The organism is Streptomyces sp. NPDC002181 (genome assembly GCF_042890485.1).
Lineage (GTDB): Bacteria > Actinomycetota > Actinomycetes > Streptomycetales > Streptomycetaceae > Streptomyces.
This window is the reverse complement of sequence record NZ_JBIASC010000008.1, coordinates 187665-202529: the sequence shown is the minus strand read 5'-3', so window position 1 is coordinate 202529 and position 14865 is coordinate 187665. Positions and strand designations below refer to the sequence as shown.

15 protein-coding genes are annotated in these 14865 nt (G+C 73.1%); 3 read left to right on the top strand and 12 right to left on the bottom strand.

What is annotated here, in order from left to right:
• Positions 1–143 precede the first annotated feature (143 nt).
• The 5 genes from ACFYXV_RS21185 to infC all read right to left on the bottom strand — a co-directional run bounded on the left by ACFYXV_RS21185 (position 144) and on the right by infC (position 3963).
• Positions 144–1391: an ATP-binding protein gene (locus tag ACFYXV_RS21185; RefSeq protein ID WP_385470466.1), complete on the bottom strand. Its 1248-nt coding sequence runs from the start codon at positions 1389–1391 to the stop codon at positions 144–146.
• 56 nt (positions 1392–1447) lie between these two features.
• Positions 1448–2314 carry a TrmH family RNA methyltransferase gene (locus ACFYXV_RS21180; protein ID WP_383341578.1) on the bottom strand — a complete coding sequence of 289 codons (867 nt, stop codon included), beginning with the start codon at positions 2312–2314 and terminating at the stop codon, positions 1448–1450.
• Between the two features lie 126 nt (positions 2315–2440).
• Positions 2441–2833: a 50S ribosomal protein L20 gene (gene rplT / locus ACFYXV_RS21175; protein WP_030860181.1), complete on the bottom strand. Its 393-nt coding sequence runs from the start codon at positions 2831–2833 to the stop codon at positions 2441–2443.
• Between the two features lie 105 nt (positions 2834–2938).
• Complete coding sequence (rpmI, locus tag ACFYXV_RS21170; protein WP_030157249.1) at positions 2939–3133, bottom strand: 50S ribosomal protein L35; 195 nt, start codon at positions 3131–3133, stop codon at positions 2939–2941.
• A 104-nt stretch (positions 3134–3237) separates the two neighbouring features.
• The gene (infC, locus tag ACFYXV_RS21165) at positions 3238–3963 is read right to left on the bottom strand and encodes a translation initiation factor IF-3 (RefSeq protein ID WP_389383745.1); all 726 of its coding nucleotides are present in this window, start codon (positions 3961–3963) and stop codon (positions 3238–3240) included.
• Positions 3964–4340: 377 nt separating this feature from the next.
• On the opposite strand from infC, the gene ACFYXV_RS21160 reads away from it, so the two are divergent.
• A complete protein-coding gene (locus ACFYXV_RS21160) occupies positions 4341–4727 on the top strand; it encodes a DUF1844 domain-containing protein (RefSeq protein ID WP_053688768.1) in 387 nt (128 codons plus the stop codon).
• A 93-nt stretch (positions 4728–4820) separates the two neighbouring features.
• Here the strand turns inward: ACFYXV_RS21160 and ACFYXV_RS21155 are convergent, their stop codons facing one another.
• The 3 genes from ACFYXV_RS21155 to ACFYXV_RS21145 are packed head-to-tail and all read right to left on the bottom strand — an operon-like array spanning position 4821 to position 7617.
• Entirely contained in the window at positions 4821–5561 is a 741-nt protein-coding gene (locus ACFYXV_RS21155) for an SseB family protein (protein WP_389383744.1), read from the bottom strand.
• A gap of 2 nt (positions 5562–5563) precedes the next feature.
• Positions 5564–6844 carry a type VII secretion-associated serine protease mycosin gene (gene mycP / locus ACFYXV_RS21150; protein ID WP_389383743.1) on the bottom strand — a complete coding sequence of 427 codons (1281 nt, stop codon included), beginning with the start codon at positions 6842–6844 and terminating at the stop codon, positions 5564–5566.
• Positions 6841–7617 (bottom strand): hypothetical protein, encoded by a 777-nt coding sequence (locus tag ACFYXV_RS21145; RefSeq protein WP_389383742.1) that lies wholly within the window; start codon positions 7615–7617, stop codon positions 6841–6843. The genes mycP and ACFYXV_RS21145 overlap by 4 nt, the downstream gene beginning before the upstream one ends.
• Before the next feature lie 187 nt (positions 7618–7804).
• Between ACFYXV_RS21145 and ACFYXV_RS21140 the strand changes: the two genes are divergently transcribed.
• Complete coding sequence (locus tag ACFYXV_RS21140) at positions 7805–9010, top strand: amino acid deaminase/aldolase (protein ID WP_385470475.1); 1206 nt, start codon at positions 7805–7807, stop codon at positions 9008–9010.
• A 4-nt stretch (positions 9011–9014) separates the two neighbouring features.
• Here the strand turns inward: ACFYXV_RS21140 and ACFYXV_RS21135 are convergent, their stop codons facing one another.
• From ACFYXV_RS21135 to ACFYXV_RS21120, 4 genes are all read right to left on the bottom strand, one after another.
• Positions 9015–10301 (bottom strand): haloacid dehalogenase-like hydrolase, encoded by a 1287-nt coding sequence (locus ACFYXV_RS21135; protein WP_389383741.1) that lies wholly within the window; start codon positions 10299–10301, stop codon positions 9015–9017.
• A 111-nt stretch (positions 10302–10412) separates the two neighbouring features.
• Positions 10413–11204 carry a 3-oxoacyl-ACP reductase gene (locus ACFYXV_RS21130; protein ID WP_389383740.1) on the bottom strand — a complete coding sequence of 264 codons (792 nt, stop codon included), beginning with the start codon at positions 11202–11204 and terminating at the stop codon, positions 10413–10415.
• 7 nt (positions 11205–11211) lie between these two features.
• Positions 11212–12564: an aldehyde dehydrogenase family protein gene (locus ACFYXV_RS21125; RefSeq protein WP_389383778.1), complete on the bottom strand. Its 1353-nt coding sequence runs from the start codon at positions 12562–12564 to the stop codon at positions 11212–11214.
• Between the two features lie 102 nt (positions 12565–12666).
• On the bottom strand, positions 12667–14031 hold the full coding sequence (locus ACFYXV_RS21120) for a glutamine synthetase family protein (RefSeq protein ID WP_389383739.1): 1365 nt from the start codon (positions 14029–14031) through the stop codon (positions 12667–12669).
• A gap of 77 nt (positions 14032–14108) precedes the next feature.
• Between ACFYXV_RS21120 and ACFYXV_RS21115 the strand changes: the two genes are divergently transcribed.
• Positions 14109–14855, top strand: a complete 747-nt coding sequence (locus ACFYXV_RS21115; RefSeq protein ID WP_389383738.1) for a FadR/GntR family transcriptional regulator — start codon at positions 14109–14111, stop codon at positions 14853–14855.
• Positions 14856–14865: the final 10 nt, after the last annotated feature.

Here is a 14865-nt window from a genome sequence, read left to right as displayed (position 1 = left end):
GTACTTCCGATGGCTGGCTGGTGGGTCCCCGCGCGACACGCAGGGCGCGCTCGGCACAAGGACACAAAGGTGCCAAAGGACGAGTCTAAAGGTCGCTGGGGGTGAAGGAGCCCGTGGGCCGCCTGGCGAGACGCTCCGCAGGACTACTGCGTGAGGTAGGCAGGCGCGCCCACGGGCAGGATAAATCGGAACTCCGCGCCGCCTCCGGGGCCGCGGCCGACCGTGATGGTGCCGCCGTGGGCCTCGACGATCCCCTTGACGATGTACAGGCCCAGACCGGTGCCGCCGCGCTTGCTGCCCCGCCAGAAGCGGGTGAAGACGCGGCCCATCGACTCCTCGGGGATACCGGGGCCCTCATCGGTCACGGTGACGGCGGTTCCCTTCTCGGTCTTGCCCGCTGCGTTCGTCAGGCTGGTCGGCGATACCTCGATGGTGACCGTTCCCTCTCCGTGGCGCACCGCATTTTCCAGCAGGTTGCCGAGGATCTGGTCGATCTTGTCCGGATCGGCCCACAGATCGGGGAGCGAGCAGCCGACCCGTACGAGGAACCGGTCGGGCGCCTGACCGTTCGCGGTGAGCGCCTGGACGTGGCGGCCCACGGCGGTCGCGATGTCCACCGGCTGGCGGCGCACCTCCAGGCGGCCGGAGTCGATGCGGGAGATGTCGAGGAGCTCGGCGATGAGGCGGGTGACACGGTTGGCGTCGGCGTCGACGGTCTCCAGCATCAGCCGCTTCTGGTCGTCGGTGAACCGCTCCCACTTGGCGAGCAGGGTGGCGGTGAAGCCCTTGACGGAGGTCAGCGGCGAGCGCAGCTCGTGGGCGACGGTGGCGATCAGCTCGGCGTGGCTGCGCTCGGTGCGCCGGCGCGCCTCGGTGCCGCGCAGGGTGACGACGAGGTGGCGCAGCGGGCCCGTGGGATGGGTGCGTACGTAGCGGGCGGAGACGAGCACCTCGCGGCCGCCGGGCAGCAGGAGGTTCCGCTCGGGCTGGCCGCGCCGGGTGGCGAGGCCCCCGTACGGATCGGTCAGCGCCCACCAGCGGCGGCCGTCGAGGTCCTCCAGCGGCAGCGCCCGGTCGATCCGTACGCCGAGCGCCTCACCGGGTACCAGAGCGGTGATCCGGGCGGCGGCGGAGTTGAAGCAGATCACGCGACCGGTGGCGTCGGCGACGACGAGCCCGTCGGGGAGGTCGTCGGGGTCGATGCCGAGGGCCTCGAACTCCGGAAGCACGGCCGGCTCACGGGGCTCGCGGGGGTCGTGCGGCCCGCGGGGCTCGTGCGCCCCGGGCGCGGCCGGTGCGGCGCGGCCCGAGCCCTGTGGGGGCACGGCCGCCAGGGACGGCGTCCCGGACGCCGTCGCGGCCCCTGGCGAGCTGTTCGTACCGACGGTCATGTCCCCGTACCCCACATCTCCGAGTAGCGCAGTGGGCCCCCCGGGCCGCCACACTACTAGCTGGGGGTCACGGAGCGGCACCCTCCGGGAGCCCGCTGTGCACGCGCGGACGCGTAGAGGCACACCGCGGCGGCCGTGGCGAGGTTCAGACTCTCCGCCTTGCCGTGGATCGGGACGCGTACGACGGCGTCCGCGAGCGCCCGGGTCTCCTCGGGCAGGCCCCACGCCTCGTTGCCGAAGACCCAGGCCGAGGGGGTGCCCATCGTGCCCGCGTCGAGCTCCGCGTCCAGGTCGTCCTCGCCGGCCCCGTCGGCGGCCAGGATCCGTACGCCGGCCGCCCGGAGCCCCTCGACGGCCTGCTCCACGGGGACGCCCACCGCCACCGGCAGGTGGAACAGGGAGCCCACGGAGGCCCGTACGGACTTCGGGTTGTACAGGTCCACCGAGGCGTCGGTCAGGACGACCGCGTCCGCGCCGGCGGCGTCGGCGCAGCGCAGCACCGTGCCGGCGTTCCCGGGGTCGCGCACGTGCGCGAGGACGGCGACCAGCCGGGGCCGGGCCGCCAGGATCTCCTCGAAGGGGGAGTCCAGGAAGTGGCAGACGCCGACGAGCCCCTGCGGGGTGACGGTCTGCGAGACCTCGGCGAGCACCTCGTCGGAGGCGTAGTGGACGCGCGCGCCGGCGTCCAGCGCCGCCTCGATGATCCCGTCGTACCGCTCGGCGGCCTCCACGGTCGCGAACAGCTCGATCAGGGTCGACGCGCCGCCCGCGCCCCGGTGCTCGACGGCCTCGCGGACGGCCTGCGGGCCCTCGGCGATGAACCGGCGCTCTTTGGTGCGGAAGTTGCGCCGCGCCAGGCGCCTGGCGGCGGCCACCCGCGGGGATCGGGGGGAGATCAGCTCGGCGGGGGCGGGGGTACCCATGGCGGTCGGCTCGCTTCCGTACGTACTGCGGGTCGAAACAGGTGGATCGGCCACAACGCACCGGACCCGCAGGCACAGGGCCTGCGGGTCCGGGCTGAAGCCTGTGAAGGGCTTGCTGCTCGCTGCTTAGGCGGCGGCAGCGGCCTTCGGGGCGTTCACGTCGGCCGGAAGCGCCTTCTGCGCAACCTCGACGAGCGCGGCGAAAGCGTTGGCGTCGTTGACGGCCAGCTCCGCGAGGATCTTGCGGTCCACCTCGATGTTGGCGGCCTTCAGACCCTGGATGAGGCGGTTGTACGTCATGCCGTTCTGACGGGCAGCGGCGTTGATGCGCTGGATCCACAGCTGACGGAAGTCGCCCTTGCGCTTCTTGCGGTCGTTGAAGTTGTAGACCAGCGAGTGGGTGACCTGCTCCTTGGCCTTGCGGTACAGGCGCGAACGCTGACCGCGGTAGCCGGAGGCCGCCTCGAGGATCGCCCGGCGCTTCTTGTGGGCGTTTACTGCCCGCTTGACGCGTGCCACTTTTTAACTCCTTGTAGCGGGGCCGTGGGTGTCTTCACACGGCCCGAATTCGATGGGGTCCCGGTCTTGACGCTCATCCGCTCCCTGACGCGGGAGCGGAGAACATCACTTGCCGAGAAGCTTCTTGATCTTCGCGGCGTCGCCGGGGGCCATCTCCGCGGTGCCGGTCAGGCGGCGGGTGACACGGGACGACTTGTGCTCGAGCAGGTGGCGCTTGCCGGCGCGCTCACGGAGCACCTTGCCGGAGCCGGTGATCTTGAAGCGCTTCTTGGTACCGCTGTGCGTCTTGTTCTTCGGCATAGCGCCGTTATCTCCTCGTCGGTGGCGCCCCCGCCGGTCCGGTTGGGGACCGGCGCCAGGGAGCGTCATGTTGTGTCGGTGATCCGAGACAGGCTGCCTCGGAATCAGGCTTCGGCCGGTGCCTCGGGAGAGGCGGCCTCAGGGGTCTCGGCTTCGGCCTCGGCCTCGGCAGAGACGACCTCGGTGCCCTCCTCGACGGGGGCTTCCTCGGAAGGAGCCTCGTCGGCGGCGACACCCTGGCGCTCGGCCTTGCGGGCGGCCTGCGCCTCGCGGGCTTCGGCCATCGCCTCGGTCTTCTTCTTGTGCGGACCGAGGACCATGATCATGTTGCGGCCGTCCTGCTTCGGGTTCGACTCGATGAACCCGAGGTCCTCGACGTCCGAAGCGAGACGCTGCAGCAGTCGGTAGCCGAGTTCCGGCCGGGACTGCTCGCGACCACGGAACATGATCGTGATCTTGACCTTGTCGCCCTGCTTGAGGAACCGAACGACGTGACCCTTCTTGGTGTCATAGTCGTGCGGGTCGATCTTCGGCCGGAGCTTCATTTCCTTGATGACCGTGTGCGCCTGGTTCTTGCGCGCCTCACGGGCCTTCATGGCCGACTCGTACTTGAACTTGCCGTAGTCCATGAGCTTGCAGACCGGCGGGCGTGCGGACGCCGCGACCTCGACCAGGTCGAGGTCGTACTCCTGCGCCAGCTCAAGGGCCTTGGCAAGCGGCACGATGCCGACCTGCTCACCGCTGGGACCGACGAGTCGTACCTCGGGAACGCGAATCCGGTCGTTGATGCGGGGCTCGGTGCTGATGGATCCTCCTCGGTAGCACCACACGACTGTCTGGCAGACAGCCGCTGACGTCTGATGTCGTCAGACCAACCGCGGCGGAACATGAAAAATGCCCCGCCGAGGCACAGGCAGGGGCTCCAATACAACCGGAGCACCGCCGCATGCGATCGCGGGGCGCAGACTCGGGCAGCTTTCCATCGTCCGTACGGAACGATGGATGCCACCTGACCGGTGACCCGCCGCCCCGGAGGGTGGTCGGGTGGGAGAGCGGAGCCTCCACTTGTGGGCCGGGGACATGCGTCTCCGGCCGGTCGTCAGTCCAATATAGCATTCCGCGCCGGGTCCGCTCACCCGGCGCGGACGGCCGTGCCCGGCACAGGGCCCGGTCAGCGGCCCGCGCGGCCCGGCTTATCGTGTGAGGCATGACTGACGCGACCCCCACCCCCGCCACCGAGGCCGGCAGCACGCCGGACGCCCCCGACTACGACGCCATGACCCGCGACATCGCGGACGTGCCCGCCGTCGAGGTGATCACCACGGTGGCCGTGCACCTGCTGAGCGCCGCGGCGGTCAACCTGGGCCTGGACAAGCCGGACTCGGAGCACAAGGACCTCGACGAGGCCCGCAAGCTGATCACGGCCCTGGCCGGCCTGGTCACGGCGAGCGCCACCGAGATCAGCTCCTTCCACGCGGCCCCGCTGCGCGACGGCCTGAAGTCGCTCCAGCTCGCCTTCCGCGAGGCCTCGATCGTCCCGGACGAGCCGGGCCAGGGTCCGGGCGAGAAGTTCACGGGCCCGGTCTTCGGCTGAGCTGCCCGAGCCGCGCCGAGCCGCGCTGAGCCACACGCACGACACGGCGAAGGGCCGGGGCAACCGCCCCGGCCCTTCCCGCGTTCCCGGCGCTCAGCGGGTGAAGAGCGGCTCCCCGGCCGGGGCCGGGGCCTCCTGCGGAAGCAGTGCCAGGTCGAGTCCGCGTACGAGGCGGGCCCGCAGGGTCTCGTCGGCTGCCAGGGCCTCGGCGACGCGGCGGGCGGCGGCGGAGGCCTGCGCCCCGGCGGCCAGCACGATGGCGAGGGTTCCGTCGGCGTCCGCTCCGCCCGGGCCGAGGTGGGCGCGGAGCACGGCGGGCTCCGCGGACACGGCGGACCGTACGGCTTCCCGCACCGCGGGGTCGGCCAGCGGGCCGGCGTCGGTGCGGCCCTCGGCGAGCGCGAGCAGGGCGGGACCGGTCAGCTGGTAGGTGACGGGACCGGCCAGGTCCAGGACCACCGTGTCGGCCTTCTCGTGCGCCGCGGCGGCCAGGGCCTGGTGCAGCGGCACGGCGACCGGCCGGGCGGCCGGGTCCCAGAGGGCCAGCGAGGCGATGGAGGTGAACGCGGGCAGCGCCCGCCGGTCCCCCGCCCGCAGGGTCGGCACGGCCATGTCGCTGGTCTTCTCGTGCTTCAGCCCGGTCTCCGGGTCGGTCTCGACCTCGCCGAGCACGGCGACGACCGGGACCAGCAGGCGGGCGTCCTTGAGGGCGGCCAGCAGCTCCGGCTCCTTCGCCCGGTCCTCGGACCAGGCGGCCAGGGCCGCGCTCAGCCGGGGGTCGGCGGAGCCGTCGTCGTCGGAGAAGCCGGGGTCGGGAATGTTTTTGTTCGCCACAGTTACCCGACCCTATCCCGGTCCCGGTCCCGGTCCCGCCGGGCGCCCCGCGGGCGCCGGGCCAGTACGGCGGCCAGGACGAGCAGGGCCAGCCCGGCGGCCGCGGCCACCGGGACCCCGAGGCGGGCGCCGCGGTCGGCGGCCCGTACCGGCTCGGGGCCGGGGCCGAAGTACGGCTGCCCGGCGGCGACGGGCGCGGGGACGGGCGGCTCGGCGCGCAGTGCGTCGGCGGCCTGGAGGGCGGCGACGGGATCCACGAGGCCGTGGCCGCGGGAGTCGTCGCGCCCGCCGGGCGGGGCGTCGGAGGCGGTCTCCTCCAGGAGCCTCTTGATCTGCGCCGGGGAGAGGTCCGGGTGGGCCGCCTTGACGAGGGCCACGGCGCCGGAGACGAAGGCGGAGGCCGCGCTGGTGCCCCAGCCCTCGTAGTAGGCGCGGTCGGGGTCGGCGATGACGACGTCGACGCCGGGGGCGCTGACGGTGGCGTACCAGTTGCTGGTGGAGAAGTCGGCCTTGCGGCCGCCGCGGTCGACGGCGGTGACGGCGATCACCCCGGGGTAGGCCGCCGGATAGGAGGCGTGGTCGCCCTGCCGGCCGCCGTTGCCCGCCGACGCCACGACGACCACGCCCTTGGCGAGGGCGTACTGGACGGCCTCGTCCTCGGCGGCCTCGTGGTGGGCGGAGTCGCTGTCGTCGCCCAGGGAGAGGTTGATCACGTTCGCGCCGTGGTCGGCGGCCCAGCGGATGCCCTCGGCGAGCGCGCCGCCCTTGCTCTCGCGGGCCTTGGCCCGGCCGGGGTCGCCCTCTTCGAGGATCACGCGGACGGGGAGGATCCTGGCCTGGGGGGCGATCCCGAAGACGCCTTGGCGGCGATTGCCGCCGTGGCCGTGCCCGGCGATGATCCCGGCCATGGCCGTCCCGTGCCGGGCCCAGGCGCGGTCGCCGCGCCCGGCGCCCATGCCGATGAGGTCGGCCCCTTCGAGGACTTGCCCGGCGAGGTCGGGGTGGGTGGCGTCGACCCCGGTGTCGAGTACGGCGACGGTGACCCCGGCGCCCCGGGTGGTCCCCCAGGCCTCTTCGGCCCGCAGTGCGGTGAGGCCCCACTGCCGGTCGCGGATGTTGTCGGCGGCGGCCGGGGCGGCGCCGACGCCGGCGAACAGGGCCCCGAGCACGAGGGCGGCGGCGGCCCGGGAACGGGTCCGCGCGGCGGGCCGGGCCGGGCGGGCAGGTCGGGCCGCGGCGGGGCGGGCGCCGGTTGCGGGCGCGGCGGTCCGCAAGGCGGTCATCGCGGGTGTCCGGCGGGGGCGGGCGGTGCGGCGAGGGTGCGTACGGCGCGCTCCATGCGCTCGGCGACGGCCTTGGCCTCGTGGCCGAGGCCGGCCTGGGCGACGGCTCCGGTGGCGCCCTTGCGCATCATGTCCTCGGCGGGCCGGGGGGAGTCGAGCGTGCGGCCGTCGGTGAACGCGGAGACGGTGTAGACGACGACGGGGGCGTCGGGAACCACGGACGTGGTCCAGGCGGCGCGCTGGCTGTCGGCGAAGCCGTAGCCGGGAGGGGCGGGAAGGCGTCCGCGCAGGGTCGCCATCGCGGCGGCGTCGGCGGGGGTGAAGACCAGGCCGACGGTGACGAGGGAACTGCGGGTGGCGTCGCTGTAGGTGGCGCGCAGGACGCGGGTGCAGCCGGTGGCGGCGAGGGCCGCCTGCCAGTCGGCGGCGAGCGCGGGCCCGCAGTCGGAGTCGGGGGCGAGCGCGACCCGGATCCAGGTCCGGTCGGCCCCGCCGGGGCCGGTGTCGGCGCCGTCCAGGACGGGCGGGATCAGGGTGTCCACGGGCGTCTCGCGCCACAGGGACCCGGCTTCGCGGTAGGCGGCCGCGGCGGCCAGGGGCCGCTGGGCGTCGCGCTGCTGGGCCCATCCGCCGACCCCGGCTCCGCCGAGCAGGGCGACCCCCAGTACGGCGCACACCACCACGGCGACGCCGCGGCCGGTCCCGCGCCGCGCTGATCCGGATTCGGCCACGGGCTCGGACCAGGCCGCGGTCTGCGGTGTAGACGCACTCATCCGGCGGCTCCGCCCCCCGTTCCGTCCGGCTGCCACCCCGTACTCTACGCGCCCTCAACGCCCCGGCTCCGGGCCGGGATCGTGCCCCGGGGCGCGAGCCGGGATCGTGCCCCGGGGCCCGGACCGGGACCGGGCCGGGGCCGCGGACCCCTACCCACCGGTAAGAGCTTCTGGCAGGCTGCCGCCCATGAATCTTCCCGCCGGTGGAGACCGCGCCCGCTACGACCGGGCCACCGCGCACCTCGACGCGCCCCTGGCCATCGTCGATCTCGCCGCGTTCGACGCCAACGCCGACGACCTCGTCCGCCGCGCGGCCGGCAAGCCGATCCGGGTCGCCAGCAAGTCCGTCCGCTGTCGCGCGCTCCTCGAACGGGTCCTCGCCCGGCCCGGTTTCGCCGGGATCATGTCGTACACCCTCGCGGAGAGCATCTGGCTGGCCCGCTCCGGGTTCGAGGACGTGCTCCTGGCCTACCCCTCCGCCGACCGCACCGGCTTCGCCGAGCTGGCCGGCGACCCCAAACTGGCGGCGGCCGTCACCGTGATGGTGGACGACCCCGCCCAGCTGGAGCTGATCGACGGGGCGCGCGAAGGCGGGACGCAGGAGATCCGTGTCTGCCTGGAGCTGGACACGGCCCTCCACCTCCTCGGCGGCAGGTTCCGCGTCGGCGCCCGCCGTTCGCCGCTGCGCGAGCCCGCCCAGCTCGCGGACCTCGCCCGTGCCGTCCGTGCCCGACCCGGCTTCCGGGTCGTCGGGATCATGGGCTACGAGGGCCACGTCGCCGGCGTGGGGGACGCCCTCGCCGGGCGGCCCTTCCGCTCCCGCGCCATCCGGCTCATGCAGGCCGCCGCCCGCAAGGAGCTCGCGGCCCGCCGCGCGGAGGCCGTACGGGCCGTCCGCGCGGTCGTGCCGGACCTGGAGTTCGTCAACGGCGGCGGCACCGGCAGCGTCCAGCAGACGGCCGCGGAGGATGCGGTCACGGAGATCGCCGCCGGCTCGGGGCTCTACGTGCCGCGGCTGTTCGACAACTACACGTCCTTCCGCGGCCGCCCGGCGGCGCTCTTCGCCCAGCCGGTGGTCCGCAGGCCCGGCGTCGGCGTGGTCACCGTCCTCGGCGGCGGGTACCCCGCCTCCGGCGCGGCCGGCGCGGACCGGCTGCCGGTCCCGTACCTCCCGCAGGGCCTGCGCTACGACCCCCAGGAGGGGGCCGGCGAGGTGCAGACGCCGCTGCTCGGCGGCCCGGCCGACGATCTGCTGATCGGCGACCGGGTCTGGTTCCGCCACGCCAAGGCGGGGGAACTGTGCGAGCGCTTCGACGCGTTGCACCTCGTGGAGGGCGACCGGGTGACGGCCACCGTCCCGACCTACCGGGGCGAGGGCCGCACCTTCCTGTGACCGGCTAGAACACGGAGTCCGTCTGGTCGGGGACGACGCTCGTGTCGCCCCGGCGGACGGGTCCCGCCGTACCGTCGTGGTCGACGTAGCCCGTGGTCGAGCACGGGTAGGGCGTGGTCTTCTGCTTCTTCGGCTCGATGAACATCGGGTTCACGATCCACTTGCCGTCGCTGTCGTCGTACGCGCGGCACATCAGCTCGTTCTTGTTCCGGTTGACGACCAGCCGCAGCGCGGTCGCGTCCCGCAGGAACGAGACGTCGGTGTCGGAGTCGCCCGCGGCGAACACCTGGCGGCGGGCGGCCGGCTGGACCTTCTCGGCGGCCGCTCCGCGCACGCCGAAGACCTCCTGGTTGATCCAGCAGCGCTTGCCGTCGACGTACGTGATCATCGTGTCGGCGCCGTCCTTCACCGACCCGCAGCCCTTCAGGTGCGCCGTGAACCTCCCGCCGGACGCGGTCGTGTTGCGGATGCCGATGACGTGGTCCGCGGCGATGCCGACGCCCTCGGCCCAGACCTCGACGACCGGCTGCGGCGAGGCCGAGCTGATCCAGACGTCGAAGCCGGCCTTCCGCAAGCCGTCGACGAGGTCCTTCTGCTGGTCGTAGTACCGGACCCAGCCGGTGACGGAGGCGCTGCCGACCCGCTGCGTGGCGCCGATCGGCGCGGTCAGGTTCTCGGCGCGCGCGGCGGCCGCGAAGCCGCGTACCTCGCGGGCGGTCCACCCCTGCATCAGCTGGGGCAGCCAGGCGTACGCGGGCTCGATGGTGCGGTGGTCCCAGCCGGCGAAGGCGGCGGCGCCGGCCTTGGTGGCGGCGGTGCCGTAGACGGCGCTCAGCTCGTCGGCGCAGCCGGTGCCCTCGGGGGTGCCGGTGGGCAGCGGGGAGCCGGGGCGGGCGAGCGGACCGCAGGCGTCGGCGAGCGCCTTGGCGGCGGCCGGGGTCAGGTAGCGGCTGGTGGTGGCCCAGTCGCCCCGGGCGGGCTGGCGTATCTTGCCGTTGCGCAGCAGCCAGAACATGGTGGCGTCACCGACGTCGTTCTTGACGACGGTGTTGTCCCAGTCGAAGACGGCGACGGGCTTGGCCCGGCCGGGCCGGTACGGGTTGCACTTGCCGTACTGGTCGATCAGCTGCTGGAGGCGGGCCTGGTTGTCCCCGTACCAGCCGGCCGCGAGCCGGGGGGTGGCGCAATGGGCCGCCTGGGCGGCGGGCGCGGTGGCGACGAGGGTGCCGGCGGCGATGGCGGCGGCGGCGCCGACGGCCTGGAGCCGTCGTACGGTGCTGCGTGGGGTCACTGGGGTGAACTCTTCCTGACGTTCCTACGAAGATCGTTTCGGACGGTAGAGCACGTCGGCCGGGCGTCGTGCGACGCCCGGCCGACGGGAGGGTGGAGTCCGGGTGAACGCTTACAGCGGCGTCACGTACGCGCCCGAGATGCCGCCGTCGACCAGGAAGTCGGTGGCGTTGATGAACGAGGAGTCGTCGCTCGCGAGGAAGGCGACGGCGGCGGCGATCTCGGTGGGCTCGGCGAACCGGCCCAGCGGGATGTGCACGAGGCGCCGGGCCGCGCGCTCCGGGTCCTTGGCGAACAGCTCTTGCAGCAGCGGGGTGTTGACCGGCCCCGGGCACAGGGCGTTGACGCGGATGCCCTCGCGGGCGAACTGCACGCCGAGCTCGCGCGACATCGCGAGCACGCCGCCCTTGGAGGCGGTGTACGAGATCTGCGAGGTGGCGGCGCCCATGACGGCCACGAAGGAGGCGGTGTTGATGATGGAGCCGCGGCCCTGGCGCTGCATGTACGGCAGGGCGGCCTTGCAGCACAGGTAGACGGAGGTGAGGTTGACGTCCTGGACCCGCTTCCAGGCCTCCAGGCCGGTGGTGAGGATCGAGTCGTCGTCCGGGGGCGAGATGCCCGCGTTGTTGAAGGCGATGTCGACGGAGCCGTAGGTGTCGAAGGCGGTCTTGAAGAGGGCCTCGACCTCCTCCGGGCTGGTGACGTCGACCTTCACGAAGAGTCCGCCGACCTCTTCGGCGGCGGCCTTGCCAGCGCTCTCGTCGATGTCGGCGCAGACCACGTTGGCGCCCTCGGAGGCCAGGCGGCGGGCGGTGGCGAGGCCGATGCCGCTGCCGGCTCCGGTGATGACGGCGGTGCGGCCGACCAGGCGGCGGCAGACGATCTCGGTGTCAGAAGTGGTCATGATGGGCTCAGGCCTCCGTGCTGATGAAGACGTTCTTGGTCTCGGTGAATGCGGTGAGGGCGTCGGGTCCGAGCTCGCGGCCGAGTCCGGACTGCTTGTAGCCGCCGAAGGGGGTCCAGTAGCGGACGCTGCTGTGGGAGTTGACGGACAGGTTGCCCGCGGCGACGGCGCGCGAGACGCGCAGCGCGCGGCCGATGTCGCGGGTCCAGAGGGAGCCGGAGAGCCCGTACTCGGTCGCGTTGGCCAGGCGTACGGCGTCCTCCTCGTCCTCGAAGGGGAGGACGACGGCGACGGGGCCGAAGACCTCCGCGGCCGCCACGGGCGCGGTGGGGGCGACGTCCGTGACGAGGGTCGGGGGGTACCAGAAGCCGGGGCCCGCGGGGGCGGTGCCGCGGATCGCGGTGAGGTCGTCGGTGACGTAGGACCGTACGCGGTCCAGTTGCACCCGGGAGATCAGCGGGCCCATCTGGGTCTTCTCGTCGGCGGGGTCGCCGACGACGACGCCCTCGACGCCGGGGGCGACCAGCTCCAGGAACCGGTCGTAGGCGGACCGCTGGACGAGGATCCGCGTACGGGCGCAGCAGTCCTGGCCGGTGTTGTCGAGGAAGGACATCGGCGCGGCCGCGGCGGCGGCTTCGAGGTCGGCGTCGGCGAAGACGATGTTGGGGCTCTTGCCGCCGAGTTCGAGGGTGACGCGCTTCACCCGGTCGGCGCACTTGGCCATGATCCGCTTGCCGACCGGGGTGGACCCGGTGAAGACGATCTTCGCGACGCCGGGGTGCTCGACGAGCGCGTCTCCGGCGACGTCCCCGCGGCCGGGGAGCACCTGGAAGAGGTGCTCGGGGATCCCGGCTTCGAGGGCGAGTTCGGCGAGGCGCAGCGCGGTGAGCGGGGTGGTCTCGGCGGGCTTGAGCAGGACGGCGTTGCCGGCGGCGAGGGCCGGGGCCAGGCCCCAGGCGGCGATCGGCATGGGGAAGTTCCACGGGGCGATCACGCCGATGACGCCGAGGGGTTCGAGGAAGGTGACGTCGATGCCGCCGGCGACGGGGATCTGCCGCCCGGAGAGCCGTTCCACTCCCCCGGCGGCGAATTCGAGCAGGTCGCGGACGTTGCCGGCTTCCCAGCGGGCGTTGCCGATGGTGTGCCCGGCCTCGCGGACCTCCAGTCGGGCGAGTTCCTCGATGTGCCCGTCGACGACCGCGGCGAAGCGGCGCAGCAGCCGGGCCCGGTCGGCGGGGGCGGCCGCCGCCCAGCCGCGCTGGGCCGCCGCGGCCCGCGCGACGGCGGCGTCGACATCGTCCCGTGTGGCGGCCGGGACGATGGCGACGACCTCCTCGGTGGCCGGGTTCAAGACTGTCAGCTTGTCGGGGGCCAGCACATCGGACACGTATTGCCTCACAGATGTTCGGGGGCAGGGTTGGCGGTGACCGGTCGGCCGGGTGTCGGCCGGATGACCGGATGGCTACAGGCGTTCGAAGGAGCGCCGCAGCTCCCAGTCGGTGACGGCGGAGTCGTAGGCGTCCAGTTCCACGCGGGCCATGTTGCGGTAGTGGGCGACCACTTCGGGCCCGAAGGCGGCCTTCGCGATCTCGCTGTTCTCCCAGAGCTCCGCCGCCTCGCGCAGGGTGGTGGGAACGTGCGCGAAGTCGGCGGTGTACGCGTTGCCCGCGCAGGCCTCGGGCAGTTCGAGGCGGTGCTCGATGCCGTACAGCCCGGCCGCGACCAGGCCGGCGACGGCCAGGTACGGGTTGACGTCGCCGCCGGGGAGGCGGTTCTCGAAGCGCATGGAGCGGCCGTGGCCGACGACTCGCAGCGCGCAGGTCCGGTTGTCCACGCCCCAGGCGACGGCGGTCGGGGCGAAGGATCCCGGCCGGAAACGCTTGTACGAATTGATGTTCGGGGCGTAGAGAAGGGAGAAGTCGCGCAGCGCGGCCAGCTGGCCGGCCAGGAAGTGCCGCATCACAGGTGACATTCCGCCTGGACCGTCACCGGCCATCGCGTTGTGCCCGTCGGAGTCGCCCAGCGAGAGGTGGATATGACAGGAGTTGCCCTCGCGCTCGTCGAACTTGGCCATGAAGGTGAGCGAGACGCCCTCCTGGGAGGCGATCTCCTTGGCGCCCGTCTTGTAGACGGCGTGCTGGTCGCAGGTGGTCAGCGCCTCGTCGTAGCGGAAGGCGATCTCGTGCTGGCCCAGGTTGCACTCGCCCTTGGCGGACTCGACGGTCAGCCCCGCGGCCTGCATCTCGTTGCGGATCCGGCGCAGCAGGGGTTCGATGCGGCCGGTCCCGAGGACCGAGTAGTCGATGTTGTACTGGTTGGCGGGGGTCAGCCCGCGGTAGCCCGAGTTCCAGGCCTGCTCGTAGGTGTCCTGGAAGACCATGAACTCCAGCTCGGTGCCGACCATGGCCGTGTACCCGTGCTCGGCGAGCCGTTCCAGCTGGCGGCGCAGGATCTGGCGGGGCGCGGCGACCACGGGCGAGCCGTCGTTCCAGGCGAGGTCGGCCAGGAGGAAGGCGCTGCCCGGGTTCCAGGGGATCCGGCGCAGGGTGGCGAGGTCGGGGTGCATGGCGAAGTCGCCGTAGCCGCGGTCCCAGGAGGACATCTCGTATCCGTCGACGGTGTTCATGTCCGTGTCGACGGCGAGGAGGTAGTTGCAGCCCTCGGTGCCGTGGGCGAGGACCTCGTCGAGGAAGAACTGTGCGGCGAACCGCTTGCCCTGGAGCCGCCCCTGCATGTCGGGGAAGGCCAGGACGACGGTGTCGATCTCGCCGCTCGCCACGAGAGCGCGGAGCTCTTCGGGCGCGAGCGGCGGCTTGCGGTCTACCACTGGAATCTCTCCTTCGGTGAGCCGAGAAGGCCTAAGGTATTGAACAGAACCATTGCTTGGGAAGGGGAGGAGCCGAGATGACCGACACGGCGAGCGAAGGCGGCGCGATCGCGCGGCTGAATCCGGTACTGCGGCAGGTGCGGGCGGGCAACGGTTTCGAGGAGGCCCTGGAGCAGATCCTCCAGGTGGTCCGGCTGGGCCTGGTGCCGGGCGGCGAACGGCTGCCGCCCGAGCGGGAGCTGGCGGAGCGGATGGGGATCAGCCGGGTCACCCTGCGCGAGGTGCTGAAGGTGCTCCAGGACCAGGGCCTGGTGGAGGCCCGGCGCGGGCGGTACGGCGGAACGTTCGTGCTCGCCCGCCCCGACACCCCGGCCGGCGGCACCGAGGACGAGCTTCGCCGGCGCGTGGTGGGGGTGGACATCGAGGACGTCCTGCGGTTCCGCGAGGTCCTGGAGGTGGGCGCGGCCGGACTGTGCGCCTCCCAGGGGCTGACCGAAGAGGGCTCCGAGCGGCTGCTCGGAGCCCTGGCCGCCACCCACGACGCCCCCCTGACCGACTACCGCCGCCAGGACACCCTGTTCCACCTCACCTTGTGCGAGCTCGCCGGATCGGCCACGCTCACGGCCCAGTACGCCGCCGTCCGGGCCACCGTGAACGACCTGCTGGACTGCATCCCGCTGCTGGTGCGCAACCTGGAGCACTCCCAGCAGCAGCACAGCGCGCTCGTGGAGGCGGTGCTGGAGCACCACGCCGACGCGGCGCGCGAGGTGATGCGCGAGCACTGCTGCGGAACGGCCGCCCTGCTGCGCGGATTCCTGGCCTGAGCGGTGCGTC